General features: G+C 62.0%; 25 protein-coding genes and 2 tRNA genes. 10 read left to right on the plus strand and 17 right to left on the minus strand.

Annotated elements, in window-relative coordinates; genetic code table 11:
• Window positions 1-56 precede the first annotated feature (56 nt).
• The 3 genes from QA639_RS20875 to QA639_RS20885 all read left to right on the plus strand — a co-directional run bounded on the left by QA639_RS20875 (window position 57) and on the right by QA639_RS20885 (window position 868).
• The gene (locus QA639_RS20875; protein ID WP_157345020.1) at window positions 57-401 is read left to right on the plus strand and encodes a hypothetical protein; all 345 of its coding nucleotides are present in this window, start codon (window positions 57-59) and stop codon (window positions 399-401) included.
• A gap of 84 nt (window positions 402-485) precedes the next feature.
• Window positions 486-635, plus strand: a complete 150-nt coding sequence (locus tag QA639_RS20880; protein WP_016844593.1) for a hypothetical protein — start codon at window positions 486-488, stop codon at window positions 633-635.
• A 158-nt stretch (window positions 636-793) separates the two neighbouring features.
• Window positions 794-868, plus strand: a tRNA-Glu gene (locus QA639_RS20885).
• Between the two features lie 322 nt (window positions 869-1190).
• Here QA639_RS20885 and QA639_RS20890 read toward each other — a convergent pair.
• A complete protein-coding gene (locus tag QA639_RS20890) occupies window positions 1191-1832 on the minus strand; it encodes a methyltransferase domain-containing protein (RefSeq protein ID WP_050384302.1) in 642 nt (213 codons plus the stop codon).
• Between the two features lie 699 nt (window positions 1833-2531).
• Between QA639_RS20890 and QA639_RS20895 the strand changes: the two genes are divergently transcribed.
• Entirely contained in the window at window positions 2532-2789 is a 258-nt protein-coding gene (locus QA639_RS20895; RefSeq protein ID WP_092083431.1) for a PilZ domain-containing protein, read from the plus strand.
• 31 nt (window positions 2790-2820) lie between these two features.
• The gene (locus QA639_RS20900; RefSeq protein ID WP_283087210.1) at window positions 2821-3069 is read left to right on the plus strand and encodes a hypothetical protein; all 249 of its coding nucleotides are present in this window, start codon (window positions 2821-2823) and stop codon (window positions 3067-3069) included.
• 18 nt (window positions 3070-3087) lie between these two features.
• On the opposite strand, the gene QA639_RS20905 is transcribed toward QA639_RS20900, so the two are convergent.
• The 4 genes from QA639_RS20905 to QA639_RS20920 form a co-directional block, all read right to left on the minus strand.
• Window positions 3088-3729 carry a glutathione S-transferase family protein gene (locus QA639_RS20905; protein WP_157345110.1) on the minus strand — a complete coding sequence of 214 codons (642 nt, stop codon included), beginning with the start codon at window positions 3727-3729 and terminating at the stop codon, window positions 3088-3090.
• A 348-nt stretch (window positions 3730-4077) separates the two neighbouring features.
• Window positions 4078-4530 carry a VOC family protein gene (locus QA639_RS20910; protein ID WP_028332163.1) on the minus strand — a complete coding sequence of 151 codons (453 nt, stop codon included), beginning with the start codon at window positions 4528-4530 and terminating at the stop codon, window positions 4078-4080.
• A 1240-nt stretch (window positions 4531-5770) separates the two neighbouring features.
• Window positions 5771-5998, minus strand: a complete 228-nt coding sequence (locus QA639_RS20915; RefSeq protein ID WP_283087211.1) for a hypothetical protein — start codon at window positions 5996-5998, stop codon at window positions 5771-5773.
• Window positions 5999-6066: 68 nt separating this feature from the next.
• Window positions 6067-6240 carry a hypothetical protein gene (locus QA639_RS20920; RefSeq protein ID WP_283087212.1) on the minus strand — a complete coding sequence of 58 codons (174 nt, stop codon included), beginning with the start codon at window positions 6238-6240 and terminating at the stop codon, window positions 6067-6069.
• Between the two features lie 167 nt (window positions 6241-6407).
• On the opposite strand from QA639_RS20920, the gene QA639_RS20925 reads away from it, so the two are divergent.
• Window positions 6408-6755 (plus strand): GrlR family regulatory protein, encoded by a 348-nt coding sequence (locus tag QA639_RS20925; protein WP_283087213.1) that lies wholly within the window; start codon window positions 6408-6410, stop codon window positions 6753-6755.
• Window positions 6756-7643: 888 nt separating this feature from the next.
• Here QA639_RS20925 and QA639_RS20930 read toward each other — a convergent pair.
• The gene (locus QA639_RS20930) at window positions 7644-7805 is read right to left on the minus strand and encodes a hypothetical protein (protein ID WP_162832435.1); all 162 of its coding nucleotides are present in this window, start codon (window positions 7803-7805) and stop codon (window positions 7644-7646) included.
• A 250-nt stretch (window positions 7806-8055) separates the two neighbouring features.
• Here QA639_RS20930 and QA639_RS20935 point away from each other — a divergent pair, with 250 nt between their 5' ends.
• The 4 genes from QA639_RS20935 to QA639_RS20950 all read left to right on the plus strand — a co-directional run bounded on the left by QA639_RS20935 (window position 8056) and on the right by QA639_RS20950 (window position 10487).
• Entirely contained in the window at window positions 8056-8817 is a 762-nt protein-coding gene (locus tag QA639_RS20935; RefSeq protein WP_283087214.1) for an SIR2 family NAD-dependent protein deacylase, read from the plus strand.
• Window positions 8818-9026: 209 nt separating this feature from the next.
• Window positions 9027-9689 carry a cold-shock protein gene (locus tag QA639_RS20940; protein ID WP_283087215.1) on the plus strand — a complete coding sequence of 221 codons (663 nt, stop codon included), beginning with the start codon at window positions 9027-9029 and terminating at the stop codon, window positions 9687-9689.
• Between the two features lie 121 nt (window positions 9690-9810).
• Window positions 9811-10290 carry a DUF192 domain-containing protein gene (locus QA639_RS20945; RefSeq protein ID WP_050384310.1) on the plus strand — a complete coding sequence of 160 codons (480 nt, stop codon included), beginning with the start codon at window positions 9811-9813 and terminating at the stop codon, window positions 10288-10290.
• A gap of 120 nt (window positions 10291-10410) precedes the next feature.
• Window positions 10411-10487 (plus strand) — tRNA-Pro (locus QA639_RS20950).
• Between the two features lie 139 nt (window positions 10488-10626).
• Here QA639_RS20950 and QA639_RS20955 read toward each other — a convergent pair.
• The 11 genes from QA639_RS20955 to QA639_RS21005 form a co-directional block, all read right to left on the minus strand.
• The gene (locus tag QA639_RS20955) at window positions 10627-10851 is read right to left on the minus strand and encodes a helix-turn-helix transcriptional regulator (RefSeq protein ID WP_283087216.1); all 225 of its coding nucleotides are present in this window, start codon (window positions 10849-10851) and stop codon (window positions 10627-10629) included.
• Window positions 10848-11162: a hypothetical protein gene (locus QA639_RS20960; protein ID WP_283087217.1), complete on the minus strand. Its 315-nt coding sequence runs from the start codon at window positions 11160-11162 to the stop codon at window positions 10848-10850. Before QA639_RS20960 ends, QA639_RS20955 begins: the two co-directional genes overlap by 4 nt.
• Window positions 11159-12205, minus strand: coding sequence for an FAD-dependent thymidylate synthase (locus QA639_RS20965; protein WP_283087218.1), 1047 nt, complete (start codon window positions 12203-12205; stop codon window positions 11159-11161). The genes QA639_RS20960 and QA639_RS20965 overlap by 4 nt, the downstream gene beginning before the upstream one ends.
• Before the next feature lie 6 nt (window positions 12206-12211).
• A complete protein-coding gene (locus QA639_RS20970) occupies window positions 12212-12391 on the minus strand; it encodes a hypothetical protein (RefSeq protein WP_283087219.1) in 180 nt (59 codons plus the stop codon).
• Entirely contained in the window at window positions 12388-12558 is a 171-nt protein-coding gene (locus tag QA639_RS20975) for a hypothetical protein (RefSeq protein WP_283087220.1), read from the minus strand. Before QA639_RS20975 ends, QA639_RS20970 begins: the two co-directional genes overlap by 4 nt.
• Window positions 12555-13040 carry a hypothetical protein gene (locus QA639_RS20980; protein WP_283087221.1) on the minus strand — a complete coding sequence of 162 codons (486 nt, stop codon included), beginning with the start codon at window positions 13038-13040 and terminating at the stop codon, window positions 12555-12557. Before QA639_RS20980 ends, QA639_RS20975 begins: the two co-directional genes overlap by 4 nt.
• A 71-nt stretch (window positions 13041-13111) precedes the next feature.
• Complete coding sequence (locus tag QA639_RS20985; RefSeq protein ID WP_283087222.1) at window positions 13112-13993, minus strand: TAXI family TRAP transporter solute-binding subunit; 882 nt, start codon at window positions 13991-13993, stop codon at window positions 13112-13114.
• A gap of 194 nt (window positions 13994-14187) precedes the next feature.
• Window positions 14188-14577 (minus strand): hypothetical protein, encoded by a 390-nt coding sequence (locus QA639_RS20990; RefSeq protein WP_283087223.1) that lies wholly within the window; start codon window positions 14575-14577, stop codon window positions 14188-14190.
• 63 nt (window positions 14578-14640) lie between these two features.
• Complete coding sequence (locus QA639_RS20995) at window positions 14641-15024, minus strand: nucleoside triphosphate pyrophosphohydrolase family protein (RefSeq protein ID WP_283087224.1); 384 nt, start codon at window positions 15022-15024, stop codon at window positions 14641-14643.
• A complete protein-coding gene (locus tag QA639_RS21000) occupies window positions 15021-15350 on the minus strand; it encodes a DUF6197 family protein (protein WP_283087225.1) in 330 nt (109 codons plus the stop codon). The genes QA639_RS20995 and QA639_RS21000 overlap by 4 nt, the downstream gene beginning before the upstream one ends.
• A 198-nt stretch (window positions 15351-15548) precedes the next feature.
• A complete protein-coding gene (locus tag QA639_RS21005; protein WP_283087226.1) occupies window positions 15549-18989 on the minus strand; it encodes an adenosylcobalamin-dependent ribonucleoside-diphosphate reductase in 3441 nt (1146 codons plus the stop codon).
• Window positions 18990-19011 lie beyond the last annotated feature (22 nt).

Genomic DNA, 19011 nt, shown 5'->3' on the forward strand with positions numbered 1-19011 from the left:
GATTTCTTAGCGGTTCTGCTCTTAGGTCGCAGTACGAATAGCGTGAGAGTGTGATCATGTCTGCATTCCGGAACTGGGCTCGCAAGGCCGCTATGCTGTTTCTTCCGATCGCGCTCGGCGCCTGCGCGCAGGTCTCGCAGCAATACAGCATGACCACGCCCCCGCCGGGGACAGGTCCGCTGGCCTGGGACGGTGCCGGACAGGACCCCAATCTCCCGCAGCCGCGGCGCCATGCGCGGAATGTGTCGCCCGCGGTGGCGGACACATCGCCTGCGCAACTGTCGGAAGCGGATGCCGACGACCGGCTGGCGCGCAAGCTCGTGATCTGCAGCACCTGCATCAAGCGGACGCCCGTGGCGGATCAGCCGAATAATCGTCAGGACGTCGCCAGCAATCACTAGCGGCTGGCGCTGAGCGCTGTTGCTGGACACCCAGCCGGCTCGCAGGCCTTAGTTAGGCCACGATGTCGGTCGATGCGCGGGCTCATGTCGATCCGAAGATTCATTGTTCCCGTCGTCGTCGTCGCGCTTGCCGCGGCAATCCTGATTCACGTCGGGGGCTCGCGTGCGCATGCGCATGTGCCGACGCATTGCGGCTTCTGGACCTCGATCGAGGCCGGATTGTCCTGCAGGTGATCTCCAGGTGTCCTTCCCAGTGACCTGCAAGCCGGGAAAAGCGTTCTGAACGCTTGCCCGTCCGGCCAATCGCCACTATACGTTCGCCCGTCGCGGCTTGAGGGCTGTGGCCAGTCCGGCGCATCTCACGTCTAACGTATTGATTTGCCGGGAGTTTTGCTCCCTTCGTCTATCGGTTAGGACGCCACCCTTTCACGGTGGAGAGAGCGGTTCGATTCCGCTAGGGAGCGCCATCACGGCCAACGTGAAGACTCCACAAAATCAGGCGTTTAAGCGTCCAGATTGACATGTTCGGCGCATCACCCGGTCGATCTCGCGACGACAATTCTATCAGCAACTACGTGAAGTGATCCCCAAGCGCGGGCGATCGCCGCGCTTGGGGCCGGAACGGTCCCGGGTGAACTGGCGCTGGTCTTTGCTCTGCCGTCAGACCAGCAATTGCCGCAACTGCTTCTTGGTTGGGGCTTACGATCGCGATTGGCGCTGCTCCGAGCATGACGGCAGGGCAGACCGATGACTTTTTCGGCCTGCTGCGCGACGGCGAGAATTGCTAGCTCAATTTCGCCTGGAAATAATCCACACGACGATCGGCCAGCTCGGCTCATTTCGTAACGCCAATTGGTAAATTGGATTAGACGGGTCGTCCGGGATGGGTTTCATCCGAAGCGGGGATGCCATCAATCCGATCACCTCGCGGTTGCCCCATCCTCCGCAAACGATCGACTCGGCGTTCGCCTTGTCAGATATCAGCCTTAGCGATTCCGGAGTGAAACGCCAAAAGTCCTTCGGCGCCGCGTGAATGCCATTGACGAAACATGTCGTGTGACAGACGTAGCCGCCCGGCTTCACAACTCTGATTGATTCAGAGAATGCTCTTTGAGGGTCTCCCTCGACGTGTTCGAGAACCTGGTCCGAGATGCAGAAGTCAAAAGTGCCGCTCTCGAATGGCAAATCTATGAAGTTGGCATCAGGATAGCTGACCTCTGTGTATTTCGTTTTGGTCAGTCCCAGCTCAACGCCGAGTCCTTTCGATCCGGATATCGAGAGGCACGTTTTTTCGTTTCCGTCATATTCTGATAGAGCGCGATGGAGCGCTTTGTACATCGCGAGGCGCGTGATCCACCACGTCTTTGGACCAGGCGCGTCGAGAGCGTGTTCGTAAAGTTGCCGAATGGTGGTTGGCGAGAGACCGTCCATTGTTTTTCCCTTGAAGGTGGCACACTACCGTAGTGCAAATATCGAACTGAGCCCCAGCAAATGGAAATGAGATGTGCGGCAGTCGCCCGCTCCCTTCAATTAAAGAGAGGAGCATATGCACCACGATCAATCCGATCAAGTGCGGCGTCTAGCGGTTCGAGACTTGCATCAATTGAGTTCGGTGCCAAGGACGCATTCTTTATGAGCGACGGTGTGAGTATCGCGCGAACGCTGGCGAGCATTTACGGCAACGACGACACCGCAGCACTTGGCAGCGGCCAGGCAGCCGCGCTGCGCTTGGTACAAACCATGCTGCAGATCAGCCAAGTCAGCCGGGATATCACTCGCGGAGTCCTAACCGACTTCGAAACCCGGATTTGCAACGGCGCTTCCGCCATGGACGCGCAGCCAAGACTGCAGGCCCAAACGCGCTCGGCAAGATTGCCGACAAACTTGTGCAGACGGCCGCCGACAATCTATGGACGTCGGCGCTCGGTGGCTCGTCTGGTGATGACTAGCCGAGGTTCCTTTGCGTTGGGAGCCGCCTGGAGCAGCGGGCACGATCACGGTCTGGGGGGCGCTTTGCCGTGCCGCGCTGGCAGATGTAGATGTGAACAACCCCGAGATCGCTGCAATCCGCGCTTCTTTGGCAACCCTTTGTAAAGCCAACGGCGATACGGCTGAGCCTGGGATGATGTGATGGCTCCAGGGACCAAGAAGCGCGAAACGCGCAAATCGCTGCGGCAATCCGGCTGGATCACGCTCGACGGCGGGTTCGCAGCGCGGCCCTGCGTGGTCGAGGACATGTCCTCGTCGGGCGCCAAGATCACGGTCCAGGACAACAACACGCTGCCGGCAAAGCTGCGCCTGGCGTTCTCGCGCGACGCCCGCACCGGGCGCGCCTGCGAAGTGGTGTGGCGCGAGGGCAGGACGTTCGGCGTCAAGTTCGTGCGCTAGCCTCATCCGGTGGCGTGGGATAAAAGGCCGGATGCGCAAGACCTGCATTGCCATCATCGCCGTCCTGCTTCCCGCCGCTGCGTTCGCCCAGCAGGGCGACCGCCGCAATTTCCTGACGCCCACGGACGCCGCCAAAATCTTGCCGCCAAAATCCGCGACGCGGAGCAATCCATGCGCGTCGTACGGACCCGGCTTCGTCAAGGTGGAAGGCTCCGACACCTGCGTGAAGCTCGGTGGCGCCGTCAGCGTCGGCGGCGGGATGTCCAGCGGCGGGCGTTGAGCGGCCTGCCGCCCGCGCTCACGACATCGGCGGCGCGATGAATCGCACGAACGCAGGCCGCCCCGCGATCTCACCGAACCAGCGTTCGAGATGGGGCAGCTTCGGCTTGGTGACGCCCTCGACGCCGAGCCAGCGCCGCGCAAACGCGCCGAGCGCGATGTCGGCGATCGTGAACTGATCGCCCTCGATGAAGCGGCGCCTTGCGAGCTGGGCCTCGACGACGCGCCACACCACGCCCTCGGCATCGGCATCCTTCTGGATCTGCACCATGTCGCGCTTCTCCGGCGGCGTGCGCACCAGCCCCCAGAACACCGGCCGGTCGACCGGCTGCAGCGTCGACAGCGTCCAGTCGAGCCAGCGGTCGACGGCGGCGCGCGCCTTCGGCGCTTGCGGATAGAGCGGCGCGCCATGACCATAGGCCATGCAGAGATAGCGCATCACCGAATTGGATTCCCACAGCACAAAGTCGCCGTCGACCAGCGTCGGAACACGGCCATTCGGATTCATCGCGAGATAGTCGGGCTGATCGTTCTTGCCAAACTGCATGCCGGCATCGATGCGCTGATAGGAGAGGTCGAGCTCGGCGAGACACCAGAGCACCTTCTGCACGTTAACCGAGTTGGCCCGACCCCAGATCGTCAGTTGCGGCTTGCTGTCCATCACGCGTTTCTTCCCGCTGTTGTGCTTTGCGCGCGTTCATAGCTGAAGCGTCGGGGAAAAGCGCGGGGTGAATTGCACCGAGAGCAAAAAAAGAGGCTCCGCCGCATAGCGGCAGAGCCTTGCTGAAAGCTATGCGTCAAGACGCCGTCAGTGACCGAACAACAACCACAACACAATGATCACCGGGATCGGCACACCCAACAGCCAAAGCAAAATTCCTCTTCCCATCGTTGCCTCCTCGCATGCTTGTGAGGGAGCAACGTCAACGATCGCGTCGCGTTCCTCGCGATCGCCCGGCGCTTCAGCGAGGGCGAAACGCCGACAGGAACGTAGGTGCGGGCGCGGTGTTTACCAATGGCCGGTGTTCGGCATCGATGCCCACGGCTCGGCCGGAGCTTTCGGCTCGCCCTTTTGCAGGATCTCGATCGAGTGCAGGTCGGGCGAACGCACGAACGCCATGTTGCCGTCGCGCGGCGGACGATTGATGGTGACGCCCATCTTCCTCAGCTTCTCGCAGGTCGCGTAGATGTCGTCGACCTCGTAGGCGAGATGGCCGAAATGGCGGTCCTCGCCGTATTTCTCCTCATCCCAATTGTAGGTCAGCTCGACCAGCGGCGCGCCGCGGGTCTGCGGCAGGGACTTGAGCAGATGGAGGTCTTCCTCCGCGCAGAGAAACACCAGCGTGAAGCGGCCCTTTTCATTGTCGATGCGGCGCACTTCCTTCAGCCCCAGCGCGTCCTGATAGAATTTCATCGCGACATCGAGATTGCGGACGCGCAGCATGGTGTGCAGATAGCGCATTTTTTTATCCTCCTGCAGATTCAGAGATTTTGTTTGGGCTCGGGCGAGACGGGGCAAGGAATAGCAGCAAAACGCGACGCGGGGCAGGGGTTTGCGCGAGTTTTGCCGATCGCATTTCGCCTTTGTATGCTCACGCCTTCGCGAGCGCCGGCTCCCGTCGCGCCGCGCGATCACGCAGCCAAATATGAACGGGACGTGCCGGCGACACGCTTGCGCAGCAAGCGGATGCAAGAAAGCCCCGCCCAGCAAAATTTCTGGGACGGGGCTTGTGGTCGAGCCTTGGAGGCGCGGCCTCTATCGCACCGATTGCCGATCACGGCCAATCAAGGACGCGCGAGGTTGGACGGCCTCTAAAGCGCAAAACCCCGCGAGTGGGCTCGCGAGGTCTGATGCCGACCGGCCTTGGGGAGATCGTGCCGGCAACCGGGCATACAATGTCGCTGCGCGCGGAAGGTTCCTGGGTGCGGAAAATAGAAAGCCCCGCAGGCTGGATGCGGGGCTTTCCCAGCTGACGGACTGGGGATCTCTCAGGGCGTGAGCCGTCAACTGTTGGAGACCAAACTTAAGGTTGAATTTGTAAAATGCAACAGCGCCGCGTAGACGGAGTATGTTCGTCCCACAGCGCTGCGCCGGATGCTGGGCCCTGAGATCCCCCAGCGCCCTTTATGTCTTCGCGCCGCGCGAAAGGTTCAAAAGAAAGACCCGCGAGGGGGGATTCGCGGGGGGCTTCCAAAGCCGACAAAGGCGGTGAGCTGTCGGCACCACTTGTTATGTGCATGTCGTTTCGGCCGACTGGTTCCTCGAATTGGCTGACCGGCGTCAGGAACGTCCGGGTTTCCAATCGGGCTGCGGCTCGTATTCGTCGACCCGCTCGACGCGATAACCGGCAGGCAGGATCTGGCCACCCAGTTCGTCTGCGACCGGAACATCTTCGACAAAGCCGTCGATCAGCGCCGCCTCCCAAACTTCCTTCTCCGTCGCGAACGATCTTCCGAGCTGCGTCTTGTCGCGGAACAGGGCGTACGTGGGCGCCTCCAGAAACCAAAACCCCGCCAGTTACCGAAGTAAGCTGACGGGGCTTGTTGAGCTGATATTTCCGGTGGATTTCTCCCTCGTTGTACCGCTCGGCAAACCAACGGCGGAACGAGAAACTCGTTCCTTCCTTTTTTGAAGGTCGCCACCTTTTTTTGAAGGTCACTTTTTTATGGTTGCAGCTCCCCGGACGTTCGGTCGTGGGAACCTACTTTTTTGCGTCGTCCCTTTTCGCCGCGCCCTTTGCCGTGTCCTTCGTCTCGGATTTGTTGGCCCGCTTCACGTCCATCCCCGTGGTGTCCATCGCGCCGCTCTGAGTGGCTCCGTTGGTGTTTTCAGGCCGTTCCATGCCGCTCTGCGGCGCGGGACCCGTATTCTGGGCAAAGGCCGCGCCGCATATCAGGGTGAGGACGGTGACCGCGATCAGCTTGCACATGGGTGCCTCTTGGCGTCACCAGGATGACCCGCGCGCAGTCGAGAGGTTCCTGTCGGCCGGCGCCGCTCTCACACCTTGATGTCGAGGATGGTCTCGACCACTTCACGGTCGGCCTGGTTCTTCGCGGCGAAGACGTCCAGCACATCCTCATTGATGATGCGCGGCTGCTCCTTCGCCGTCTGGTCGACGACGAGCTGCACTCTGGCTTGCGTCACTTCGACAGGTATGGGGTATACGAGCATGGCTCTCTCCCTCCGGAGGATCGAACCTTGTCAGGGCTTTCTTAACGATTTGTAAGTGCCAGGGCCCGTTTTTGCCTCGATTCGGAAGGGGCGGACGGTATCGCCCGCTCGCATGCCGGCCGGGTTGGAGCCATACTGCGGGCCGTCAGGACCGGGCGGCGCGATCGATGAAGAACGGGCTCTATTCGATCCACATCCACATGACCGACGGCGTGAAGGGCCGCGACAGCGGCATCCTGATCCTGCGCGACGGTCTCCTGATCGGCGGCGGGCCATATTTCTGGTCGATCGGGGCTTACACGGCCGGCGAGGGGACCTGGAAGGGACACCTCAGCACTAATCAGCATTCGCCATTCGCCGATCCGTTCGCCCGGCCATTGTTCGCCGGACAGGAAGTGACGAGCGGGTTCTCCGGCACATTCAGCGGCGACGAGGCTGAGGCGTTCGGAACCGTGCTGGTTGGAACCCGCAGCCTGAGTTTCCGGGCGACCCTGAAATGGCTCGCCGATGCCTGAATGCGTGCACGCGGCGCAAGGCTGTGGATGAGCGTGCAGCAAGAACCGCATTTTGTTGGACAATTGGGCTCGCTGGCGTTGTGGATTTGCTGCGGACAAGCAGGGGATATCGCTGTGAATCCGATACGGCCGCCAATCGGGAGATCCCGGACGAGGCACTATCCGGCCACCGCTAACCCTACCTGGTTAGGTTAAGGGCAGCATGGTGTTGTCACCACCTGCGATTGCGATTGGGATGGCTGCGGGTGACAGCCATGATGCCATCGTTCCATAGTGCTGATCGACCGACCCACCGGCGCGTAATGGTGGTGGGGCTGCTGTTCTGCTCGGCTTTTGTCGCGATCAGCTTCTGGCTTCGGCCGCAGCCGGAGAGCAGCAAGGTGCTTGTGAAGTCGGACCGGCTGGTCCGGACCGCGGGAGAGGCCCGGAAGGCAAACTGAAGACGGCAAGCCGGGGGAGCGGCAAGTCGGGACGCGCCGCCGGCGCTCAGTCCGGCAGCTTCCCGTTCGGACGCTTGTGATACATCGCGATGCCGATGAAGCCGGCAAAGCCCATCACGTTAAGCAGCAGTTCCATCCATGCCGGCATCGATGCCAACCTCGTTCACCGTCAAGCTAATCTCTGAGGTTGTATTTTTGTTCCAGCGCTAACCGATGGTAGCTTTGCGCTATCGCATGGCTGGCGCGTTTTCGAGCGATCCGATCGGAACGGAAAACGCTCGAGGGAACCGGAATTGCGTTTGCGGCAACCATCGCACAACGGCACTGGCAATAGCCATAAGCCCGAAGCACACCGCTCGGGGCTTTCTCACTTGCGCCTCATGGCGCAATCGCAGGTGCCCGGACCGTGAGCGCGGTCGCCTGGCAGAGGGCATCAAGCGGTCTTGTGTTAAGCGGTCTTGCGTTGAAATCCACTCCAGGCATTGCCGAGCGTGTTGTCGTAATATTCCTGGCGATCGCGCTCGAACTTCTGCTGCGTCGCCCTGAAGCTGGCAACGCGTGCGACGATCTCCTCGCGCTCGCGCGCGACGCGGTCTTCCTGATCGGTCATGCCCATCCTCCTGGCCGTGGTCCTGTCCCGGGCGCATTGGCGTCGGCGAATTGGGCGTCAATGCGGAGCTGCCAGTGCAGGAATGTGATGATGCTGAGGCGGTGGAAGAGCGACCAGGCGGAGGCGTCGACGCAGCTGGTCGCAAGGCGATCGATCAAGGCACCGATCGCGGCCGATCGCTCGCGCAACGGTTGAGCTCGCAATCGGTCTGGCCGTGCTATAGTCGCTGCGGCCAACCGGATTGTTTTCAGTGATCGCGAAAGACTTGCGCAGCGGCGTCGAGCAGCTCGGCAACATGATTGCAGAGGCGTCGTCCATCGTGCCCTTCACCGGGGCGGGCATCTCCACCGAGTGCGGCATTCCCGATTTCCGCTCGCCCGGCGGGCTGTGGACCCGCAACCGGCCGATTCCGTTCGACGAGTTCGTCGCCAGCCAGGACGCGCGCGACGAGTCATGGCGACGCCGCTTTGCGATGGAACAGACGTTTGCGGCGGCCAAACCCGGTCGCGGGCATCGCGCACTTGCGTCGCTTTACCGGGCCGGCAAGGTTCCCGGCATCATCACGCAAAACATCGACAACCTGCATCAGGCGTCGGGCTTCAAGGCGGACGACGTGATCGAGCTGCACGGCAACACGACCTATGGCCGCTGCATCGGCTGCGGCAAGGACTACGAGCTGTCGTGGGTGAAGCAGCAGTTGGACAAGACGGGCAGCGCCCCCGACTGCGCGGACTGCGGCGATCCGGTGAAGACCGCGACGATCTCGTTCGGGCAATCGATGCCTGAGGATGCGATGCGCCGCGCGGCGGAACTCTCCCGGCACTGCGACCTGTTTCTGGCGATCGGCTCATCGCTTGTGGTGTGGCCCGCCGCGGGCTTTCCGATGATGGCGAAGGAGAGCGGCGCGCGGCTCGTGATCATCAACAACGAGCCCACCGATCAGGACGACCTCGCCGATCTGGTGATCCGCCACGACATCGGCGACACGCTTGGTCCTTTCGTAGGAAATTGATGCCCAATTGATTCGCGGCTGTGCAAGCCTGTTCATAGTTCCCGCAAGAATCGTTTTTTAGCTATGCCCGGCAAGCGGGAGTGTTATCTTTTGATTGAGAGATTCGCGCCGCGTCCAAATCAGTCCGAGTGAGTTGGTCATGGAGAGCAGCGTGTACAGGGTGCGCCGCAACGACGGCGATCTGCATTTGATGTGTGGGGTCCGGGGTCATGGGGTCGGACGGATTTGAGTCCAAGAAGCTCGGCGGACCGCCGATGGGCGGAGTTGGGCAAAGCAGGATTGGTCAAGGCGAGTATGGAAGCGCGCCACGCGATCCGGCGATGGATACCTTCTCAGGCCTCGGCGACACAGCGGCCAACCTCGTCGAAGTTTCCGGCGTCATCAAATGGTTCGACGCCTCGAAGGGATACGGCTTCATCGTCCCCGACAATGGCTGGCCCGACATCCTGCTGCACGTGACCGTGCTGCGGCGCGACGGCTATCAAACCGCCTATGAAGGCGCGCGGCTGGTCGTCGAATGCGTGCAGCGCGCGAAGGGCTACCAGGCTTTCCGCATCGTCTCGATGGACGAATCGACGGCAATCCATCCGGCGCAGATGCTGCCGCCGCGCACCCATGTCACGGTGACCGCGACCAGCGGGCTCGAGCGCGCGCAGGTCAAGTGGTTCAACCGGCTGCGCGGCTTCGGCTTCGTGACCTGCGGCGAGGGCACGCCCGACATCTTCGTGCATATGGAGACGCTGCGCCGCTTCGGCATGACCGAACTACGCCCCGGCCAATATGTGCTGGTGCGGTTTGGGCCCGGCTCCAAGGGCATGATGGCCGCCGAGATCCACCCGGAGACCGGTCCGTCGGCGCTGTCGTCGCACTGATCCGGGTCTGATACGCCCTGACGGAAACGTGAGCCGCCGGCGAGCCGTCTCGGCTCTGGCATTTGCCGCAATCGTCGGGTTAGGGTCCGCCGGAAAATCTTCCCGGTGTGAGTATTTGTCGATGAATTTCGTTCGCATTGTTGGGTGCCATCGTTCGTGGTTGATGGCCTGCCTCGTGATCATGTTCGGTGCACTGCTGGCTCCGGCGGCGCAGGCCGCCAGCGTCCAGCCGCTCGAGATCGTCACCAAGTCCGGCGTGCACGTCTTCTCGGTCGAAATGGCGACCACCGAACAGGAGAAGGAGACCGGCCTGATGTACCGGAAGGAGCTCGCGGACGGCAAAGGCATGCTGTTCGACTTCTCGCCGGAGCAGGAAGTGTCGATGTGGATGAAGAACACCTACATCTCGCTCGACATGATCTTCATCCGCGCCGACGGGCGCATCCTGCGGATCGCCGAAAACACCGAGCCGCTCTCGACCAGGATCATTCCGTCGCGCGGGCTCGCCAAGGGCGTGCTCGAGGTGATTGCCGGGACCGCGCAGAAATACGGTATTCAGCCCGGCGACCGGGTTGCCCATCCATTGTTCGGCGGCCGTTAGCGTCCGGTTTTGACGCGATTTCCGGACGGAAAGAGGTGCCCGGATTCGCCGCATGAAGCCCCCATCCGTGCCTTGCTGGGGCTGGCTGAAGCGTGTATCCACGGGGCTTCTCGGAAATGTCGGGGTATAGCGCAGCCTGGTAGCGCGGCAGTTTTGGGTACTGCAGGTCGTTGGTTCGAATCCAGCTGCCCCGACCAAAAACCCAAACAAATACATCTGCTTATCGTGGTGGCCATAAGCAGTGTCGAGGACCACTTTAGCGTGGGGACCTCTTGGGGACCACTTTTTTCTTCGCCCTGAAAAGGAGAAGGCCGAGCACTGGGCCCGGCCTTTCCGTCACGCTGCTTTCTCGCTCAGCTTCTTTTGCCACTCGACAACCTCGTCGAGGAAGAAGCCGATTCGCATCGGCGATAGTTCGTGAGCCTTGGGGAAGCGCTTCTCCTTCACCATGCGGTGGAGAGTTGAGCGGCTCAACGGCAGGCGCTTCAGGACTTCCTTGATGGAGATCATCGGTCTGATCTCGTCGGCATTGCCCATGACGGGCGCGGTCTCGGTGGTCATTTCTTCTTTCCGAATACGGTTTCGATTGTGGGCTCGTTGTGGCGCTCGGGAGCGATCCAGCTTCTCGTTGGGTTCTTCGATCCCTTGACCCTGAAGTCCTGCTCTTGGCGAGCGCGGTTCAGCTGCGTGACCATCACCTTGAAGCCGGCGAGGCAGGCTTGGTCGGGATCACGGAAGGTCTTCGGCTGCCCATGCTGGTCGTGGACCCACATGGGCGGCTTCCCTGGGATGCCGAAGGTGCTGAAGTAGAGGCCGTCGATCTGACCGTGGCCGACAGCCGTCGAGTAGTAGGAGGTTGCGACCTTCGTCATGCAGCCTCTGAGGCGTAGACGGAGCCCTCCAGGATCTTCCGATTCTGGACCCAGCCGCGGAAGTTTCCGTGCAGCTCCGGCTTCTCCCAGGTCATCTCCGCGGTGTTGACGTTGCGGATTTGACGATCGGGCGTCGCCTGGTGCTCGGCCGGCGATGCGTGGAGCGGACGCGATCCGACCAGGCGCTCATACAGGTCGAGATCAGCCAGGACGCTGGGCTTCTTCCCGTCGTGCGTCAGGTAGGAGGTCCGGGCGCAGCGAGCGACCGAGATCTTGATCAGCTCGTCGATCGACCGTTCACCCACGTAGCAGCCGACGTACCGGCAATTCATCGTGGTCATGTGCCGGGCTTCGTACGGCAACGGCAGCACGGCCTGTCGGTCCTCCGGGGTGATGAAGGGCAGGTGCCATTCGCCCGGCTTGAGCTGATCCGGAACGCTGTCCTTGAATGCGTCCTTGATGGCCTGGGCGAGCGCCTGCATCTCCGGCTGAGCATCCTTGTGGTCGCGCAGCTCGAAGAAGTTGTCCCATTCGGTTGCCGTGATCAGCACGTTGATGTGCGCGAACGGCTCCAGGAGCCGGTTGACGAGCTGCTTGTGGTAGCCGGCATCGTCGTAGGCGCGGGCGAATGCGATGGCGTAGTCCCTGGCTTCCAGCCACATCTGCTGCGGGCTGAGCATCGAGCCGGCGATCTGATTGTCGTTCGCGAAGGGATGTTTGATGTAGTCGGACAGCTGGATGTCGGCCTGCATGCCCTTCTGATTCTTGCCCCAGTGGATCGGCATCGCCGTATCGTTGAGGATGTCGTCGATCAAGCGCTTGACCGGGATGGCCCGGGAACTCGAAGCGTTACGGGACAGGTTGCGGTCGTACATCACGCCGTCCGGAATCGAGAGGATCTCCATCAGGTCCGGAGTCGACGTGAGCAGACGATGCGTCAGCTCCTCGGCGTGGATGAAGCGAGGGTAACGGGCCAACACCGTCTTCAGCTCGTCGCCGGCTGGAGAGATGCTGTGCGTGATCTTGGTCGCGGAGATGGTCATTGAGGATCAGGTTTCCGTGCGGTTGGCGACGAGGCGTTCAGCCTCTTCCTTCGAGTCGTAGGGGCCGATGGCGTCCCAGCAGCCATCCGGCTCCAGTTCGAGGATCCACCATCCGGCCAGATCCTCGCCGACCTCCTCGGGCGGCAAGAACTTGACCTCGGTTGCGTTCATGGTTGCGTTGGTCACCGGAACAGCTCCTTGGCTTTCTGGACTTTGCTGTCGAGGCAGAGCGAGAAGTGCCCCGACGAGACGAGGGCCTGGCAGGAGGCCTGTGGCCGCCCTTCGAGGATCATTGCGAGGGCGAGGCCGATGCCGATGCCCACCAAGAGGGTCAGAACGTCCTTCATCTTCATGCCGCGGCCCCGGGGATCTGGTTCAGCAGCCACACGATCTGGGTCTTCTGCTGCTGGATGATTGCGCGTTGCGCCCGGTTCTCGGTCAGCTGCGCGCTGTTGTGCTGGAGCAATTCGGAGACTCGAGCGGAGTGCTGCTCCTGCTGCTCAACCCATGCGACGAGGGTGTCGAGCAGGAAGGGCATGGTGTGGATGAAGCCGACGAGCGCCTTGGCCCGATCGGCCGACGTCGGGGAATGGCCGGTGAATGCGTAGACGATGCCGCCGTCGCCCATGACCATGTTCATCACGGTCTTCCCTTCCATCTCAGGGAAGGCTTCTCGGGTCTTGGCCAGGGTCTTCTCGTAGTCCGCTAGGTGTTCGGCGTCGGTCTGCTCAGGGCTGATGGCCCACATTGGGTCCTGGACTCGTGCGAGGAGGCGTCTCGCTTCGGTCACGTATTCGAGCATCTGCTCTTTGGTCACGATGGTGGTGTCGGTCACGTCGGGCTCCTCAAAAAATCCAAAATGAAAGCGCCCCGGGATGGGTTAAGACCCCGGGGCGCGCTGAGCCGTTACTTCGGCTGGACGAGCTTTTCGATGTCCGGCTTGGCGTTGGCGAAGCCGTCGACGATCTTCTCGAAGTCCGAGGTGTGAGCCGAGATCCAGTCGCGGTTGGCGACGAACACCGCGTCGAGCTGGATGGTGTCGACCGACTTCGAACCGAACATGCCGGAGGGCTGGATGCCCTTGTAGGTGCCGGACGGGATCTCGCCGTAGGTGTAGACCGGGTTGCCGCGGTTATCCTTGGCGTTCTTCGTCATGTCGCGGTCGTCGGTAGCGACCAGCACGATGCCGCCCGCATACTTCGGGGCTTCGTTCTTGAGGAACGGAGCGTTCAGCGCGGTGATGACGAGGGCGCACTGGACTTCCGAGCCATCGGCGACAGCGCTGAGGGCCAGGGTGCCGGTCAGGTCTGAGGTCCGGACCTTGCCGTAGCGAGCCTTGTCGGCAGCCACGAACGCGGCCCAGGTCGTGTTGGCGCCGGAGCCATCGGGACCGATTGCGACCGTGAAGTTGGAGTTCAGGTCGACCATGCGGGCCGAGGTGTAGGCCTTGCGGTTGCACAGCAGGTTCGCCTGCTCCTGGTAGAGCACGCCGGCACGCTGCAGCACCGAGATCGCCTTGGCGTTGCGCTGCGAGTAGACGAGCAGGGCGTCGGACTGAACGAACGCGCCGTCGCACTCACCGGCCGTGACCTTGTCCAGGTTGTCCAGTGAGCCCTTGGACTCGATGACCTCGACGTCCTTGGCGTGGCGCTTCAGGTGCTGACCTGCGGCGTAGTAGTTGAGCTTGGCGTTGCCGGTGCAGAGGCGGAACTTCTCGCCGGCTTGCGCCGAGGTGGCAGCCGAGAGACCGAGGGTCGCAGCGGCGATCAGCAGAAACAGCTTCTTCATGTCTTCTCCTTTTGCGAGCCCCACCACGGGGCTCGCTCTCCAAATCGAAACGTTTGCTTTTGAACAAACGTCAGGGCATCAAAAGAACCAGCGGCGGATCGGATACTCCTTTCGGCCGCGGGCCATCTTGTAGACGGTCGTACAGACGTAGATCAGTCCGAGCGCGTCGAGCGTGTGGTTGAACAGCAGAACGATCATGCGCTGATCGGGTTCGGCAGACCCGTCTCCGGGTTGTAGGGTTGATCGGCGGTGCGGCTCAGGCGGGTGAGGTCTTCTCCGTTCATCGCCAGTCTCTTCATCTCCTGGATCAGGAAGGTGATGCCGACGCCGATGTTCGGAAAGTCTGCACCGTAGCTGCGGAATCCGCTCCAGCCCTCCGGGTAGATCATCGGCGCCTCGGCGAATGCGCTGTCGTCACCGTTGCGGCGGTCGAAGACTGCATCGAGCTGGCCGACGCCAGCCTGGAACAGTTCGCCCTTGGTGACGTCAACACGCTCGCTGGCCGGTCCCCACATCGTGTTCTGCCGCGCCAGCTCGTTCGTGATGAAGTCGAGGGCGGCCTTCTCTGCTGCGATAGCGTCCAAGTCAGTAGCTCCTAATTTGCATTATCGATTTGCATTCAAGCGAACGAATCGTCAAGAGGAAACTCAACGATCGTCGCCATCTCCTTGCAGGGTTCCGCGATCGACGCGGCCCCGGAGTTCCACGATGTTGGCGAGGGCGATGGTGCCGAGGCTTTCACCCATGCCGTGGGCGAGCGCTGCGAGGTACCAGAGGTTTCCGCCCATCTCCTTGATGATGTCCTGCTTCCGCTTAGGGGTGAGCACGCCGCCGTCGTCGCGGAAGATCTTCTTGACCTTGTTCTGGACTTCGCCGGCCTCGCCGAGGCCCAGCGCCGGGTACCAGAGCTTCATGTCGTCGCCGTACTTGATCGTCTTGATGGACTGTTCCTGATAGAGGTCGAAGCCGCGGATCAGCTCTTCGGCTCTGATCGGCGCCTTGGTGTCGATATCGGTATTTGCGATGCTCACGTCTGCTCCTTAAATCGTAGTTCGTCGGCGAGGTCTTGGAACATCCGGACGACGTCACGCTGGTTGCGACCCGACTGATCGTTCCAGTCGAACGGATGCTTGTTGAGCTGACCCTTGATCAGCTTCACGAAGCGCGCATACGCACTCCGGTCTTCTTCGCCAGCCGCTCGGCGGATCGCGCCCTCTATGTCGAACGCGCGAGCCTCCTGGCTGAACACGGGGACGGGCTTACCCTGCCGATCCCGCGCGCAGGTCTTCTGCGTCCATCGTCCGGGCTTCGAGAAAAGCAACAGGCACCGCTCCGCAATTTCGAGTTCGGTGAACATTGCGCTTGCTGAACTCCCATTCGAATGACGCAATCCGGCTGATGTCGCGGCGTCCGAGCCTCATGAGATCGAACGCCAGGTGGTGCAATGGGACTCTTGACGGGAGGACCACGAAGTCAGGCGGCGTGTAGACCGCCTGATCCGTGTCTTTGTCGATGATCCAGAGGCGCTTGTGCCTCTTGGCGACGAACAGGTGCATCAGCTGCAGCCGGTGGTTTCGCCGCACGTCTCGCACTTCAAGCAAGTGCCGTTCCGCACCATCGTGAAGCTGTGGCAGTTGCCGCACTCGTCGCCGGTGAAGCCAGACATCTTGGCGACAGCCCGCTTGTCGGGAGCTGCGTCAGCGATCTCCTTCACCTCCGGCAGCAGGATCGGACCGGGCGGGATCAGCACGATCTCGGTGAGCGGCTGCAGCTTGTCCTGCCCGACTCCCGTGCCCATCGCCGTGTGGTTGCTCTCCTCAGGCGTGACATGGGCCAGATCATCTCGGTCGAGATAGTTGATCGCGATGTCCCGGAAGACGAAGTCGATGATCGACGTCACCTGGCGGATGCGGTCGTGCTCCTGGACGAACCCGGAGGGCTCGAACCGGAAGAACGTGAAGGCGTCGACGAACTCGTCGAGCGGCACGCCGTACTGCAAGCCGAGGCTCACAGCGATGGCGAAGGCGTTCATCATCGACCGGAAGGACGCGCCTTCCTTGTGCATGTCGATGAAGATTTCACCCAGCCGACCGTCCGGATACTCGCCGGTCCGCAGGTAGACCTTGTGGCCACCCACGATTGCCTTCTGCGTGTAGCCGCCGCGCTTCGACGGGAGTTTCTCCCGCTTGCGCACCAGCTTCTCCACCACCTGGACCACTGTCTTCGGCGCCTCGACCGGTTCGTCACCAGCCGGTTCGTCGTCGACGAGGGCAGCATTCAGCGGCTGCGACAGCTTCGAACCATCGCGATAGATCGCGTTGGCCTTCAGCCCGAGTTTCCAGGACATCAGGTATGCCGCCGCCACGTCCGCAACGGTCGCGATGTTCGGCATGTTGATCGTCTTGGAGATCGCACCCGAGATGAAGGGCTGCACTGCGCCCATCATCAGGATGTGACCCTCGGTCGCGATGTACCGCGTGCCGAGCTTGCCGCACGGGTTGGCGCAGTCGAAGATCTGGTAGTGCTCCGGCTTGAGGCCTGGGGCGCCTTCCAGCGTCATCGTTCCGCACACTTCCGTGTTGGCAGCTTCCAGCTCGGCGTCGGTGAAGCCCAGTTCCTTCCACTTCGTGAGGAAGCGGATGTCGAACGTCGACCGAACCGTGGCGTCGCTGATGATGATCGACTTCGCTTGCAGGGCCAGGTCGAACTTCGCCGGCAGCACGCCCGTGCCGATGGCGTACTTGGAGATCACATCGATCTGCGACTCGCTGTAGCCGAGCTTGCGGAGCGCAGCCGGGACCTGCTGGTTGATGATCTTGAAGTAGCCGCCGCCGGCCAGCTTCTTGAACTTCACCAGCGCGAAGTCCGGCTCGATGCCCGTGGTGTCGCAATCCATCAGCAGGCCGATCGTGCCGGTCGGGGCGACGACGGTCGTCTGCGCATTGCGGTAGCCATAGGCCATGCCCATGTCGAGCACGTCCGCCCAGATCGCCGTGGCCTTGCCGGCCAATTCGCTCTGGGGCAGGGACTGCCAATCGAGCCGCGGTGGCGCGATGCTGAGCCCTTCGAACTGGGTCGACCCCGCTTCGGCTGCGGCGTAGTGGTTCGCCATCACCCGGAGCATCGCGTCCTTGTTCTCTTCGTACTTGACGAACGGTCCCAGCTCCCGCGCCATCTCGGCGGAGGTGCGGTAGGCGACGCCCGTCATGATCGCGGAGATGGCACCAGCCATCGCCCGACCTTCGCGGGAGTCGTAGGGCATACCCATCGCCATCAGCAGGCCGCCGAGGTTGGCGAAGCCGAGGCCGGTGGTGCGGTACTCGTAGGACAGCAGCGCGATTTCCTTGGACGGGAATTGCGCCATCGTCACCGAGATTTCCAAGACGATCTGGATCAGACGGCAGACGTGGATGAAGGCGTCAGCGTCGAACTCCATCGGGCCGTTCGCCTTCAGGACGTTCCTGCCGTAGAACTTGAGCAGGTTCGCCGATGCGAGGTTGCACGCCGTGTCGTCCAGGAACATGTACTCCGAGCACGGGTTGGAGGCGCGGATGCGACCGCCAGCCGGGCAGGTGTGCCACTCGTTCATTGTCGTGTTGAAGTGCAGGCCAGGATCAGCCGACTCCCACGCGGCGCGACAGATCAGGCTCCACAGATCCTGAGCCGGCACTGACTTCACCGTCTCCCCCGTGGTGCGGGACTTCAGGTGCCACATGTGTCCGCTCTGGACGGCCTTGAGGAAGGCGTCCGTCACCGACACGGTGTTGTTCGAGTTCTGGCCCGACACTGTCTCGTAAGCCGGGGACTGCCAGTCGACATCGAACTCCGGGAAGTCGAAGTCCTGACCTTCCTCGGCCAGCTGCAGGACGCGCTGGATGTAGCTGTCCGGCAGGAAGGCAGCGCGAGCCTCACGGATCGCCTTCTTCACGCTGTCACTCTGACGGCTCTCGCCGTCGCCCCACGCCTCGTAGACGGCTTTCAGGTGCTTCTTGGCAGCCTTCGAGCCAGCCACCAGCGCGGCGACCTTCTTCTCCTCCTCGACCTTCCAGCCGATGTACTCTTCGATGTCCGGGTGATCGACGTCGACCACGACCATCTTGGCCGCGCGCCGCGTCGTACCGCCCGACTTGATCGCGCCTGCAGCCCGGTCGCCGATCTTGAGGAACGACATCATTCCGGACGACTGGCCGCCACCCGACAGCTTCTCGCCCTTGCCGCGCAGGTTGGAGAAGTTGGAGCCGGTGCCGGAGCCGTACTTGAACAGGCGGGCCTCACGGGTCCACAGGTCCATGATGCCGCCATCTCCAACCAGGTCATCCTCGATGCTCTGGATGAAGCAGGCGTGCGGCTGCGGGCGCTCGTAGGCGGAAGACGACGGAACGACTCCGCCGATCTCCAGAACGTCGTCGTCACGGACGACGTGCTCCGGATCGAAGTAGAAGTGACCCTGAGCGGGACCGTTGATGCCGTATGCCCAGTGCAGGCCGGTGTTGAACCACTGCGGCGAGTTGGGAGCGAACATCTGCTGCGCCAGCATGAAACGCAGCTCGTCGAAGAACGCGAGGGCGTTGGCTTCGGCGTCGCGGATCTTGAAGGGCTCGCCCTTCTTGGTGCCTTCGGGAGCGAAGTACCCGTTCTTCCAGCCCCAGTAGGTCCAGCAGCCGGCGAGGCGGTCGAAAACCTGCTTGGCTGAGGTCTCGGAGCCGAGCTTGACTTCGTACTCGTTGACCTCAGCGGCCGGAACGGATCGCTGCAGCCACTCCGGAACATAAAGCTCTGCCACCTTCTGTAGCGCGAACGGCACGCCCGCCTTGCGGAAGTACTTCTGAGCCAGGACGTCGATGGCGACCTGCGACCAATGCTCGGGCACCTCGATGTTCTCCATGCGGAAAACGATCGAGCCGTCCGGGTTCTTGATCTCGCTGGTCGCCCGCTTGAACTTGATCTTGTCGTAGGGCGAGTTGACGCCGGCAGTGAAAAGTCGGTCGATTCTCATAAGCTAAAGTTTCTCGTTCTCG

This window comes from Bradyrhizobium pachyrhizi (genome assembly GCF_029714545.1).
GTDB classification, from domain to species: domain Bacteria; phylum Pseudomonadota; class Alphaproteobacteria; order Rhizobiales; family Xanthobacteraceae; genus Bradyrhizobium; species Bradyrhizobium pachyrhizi.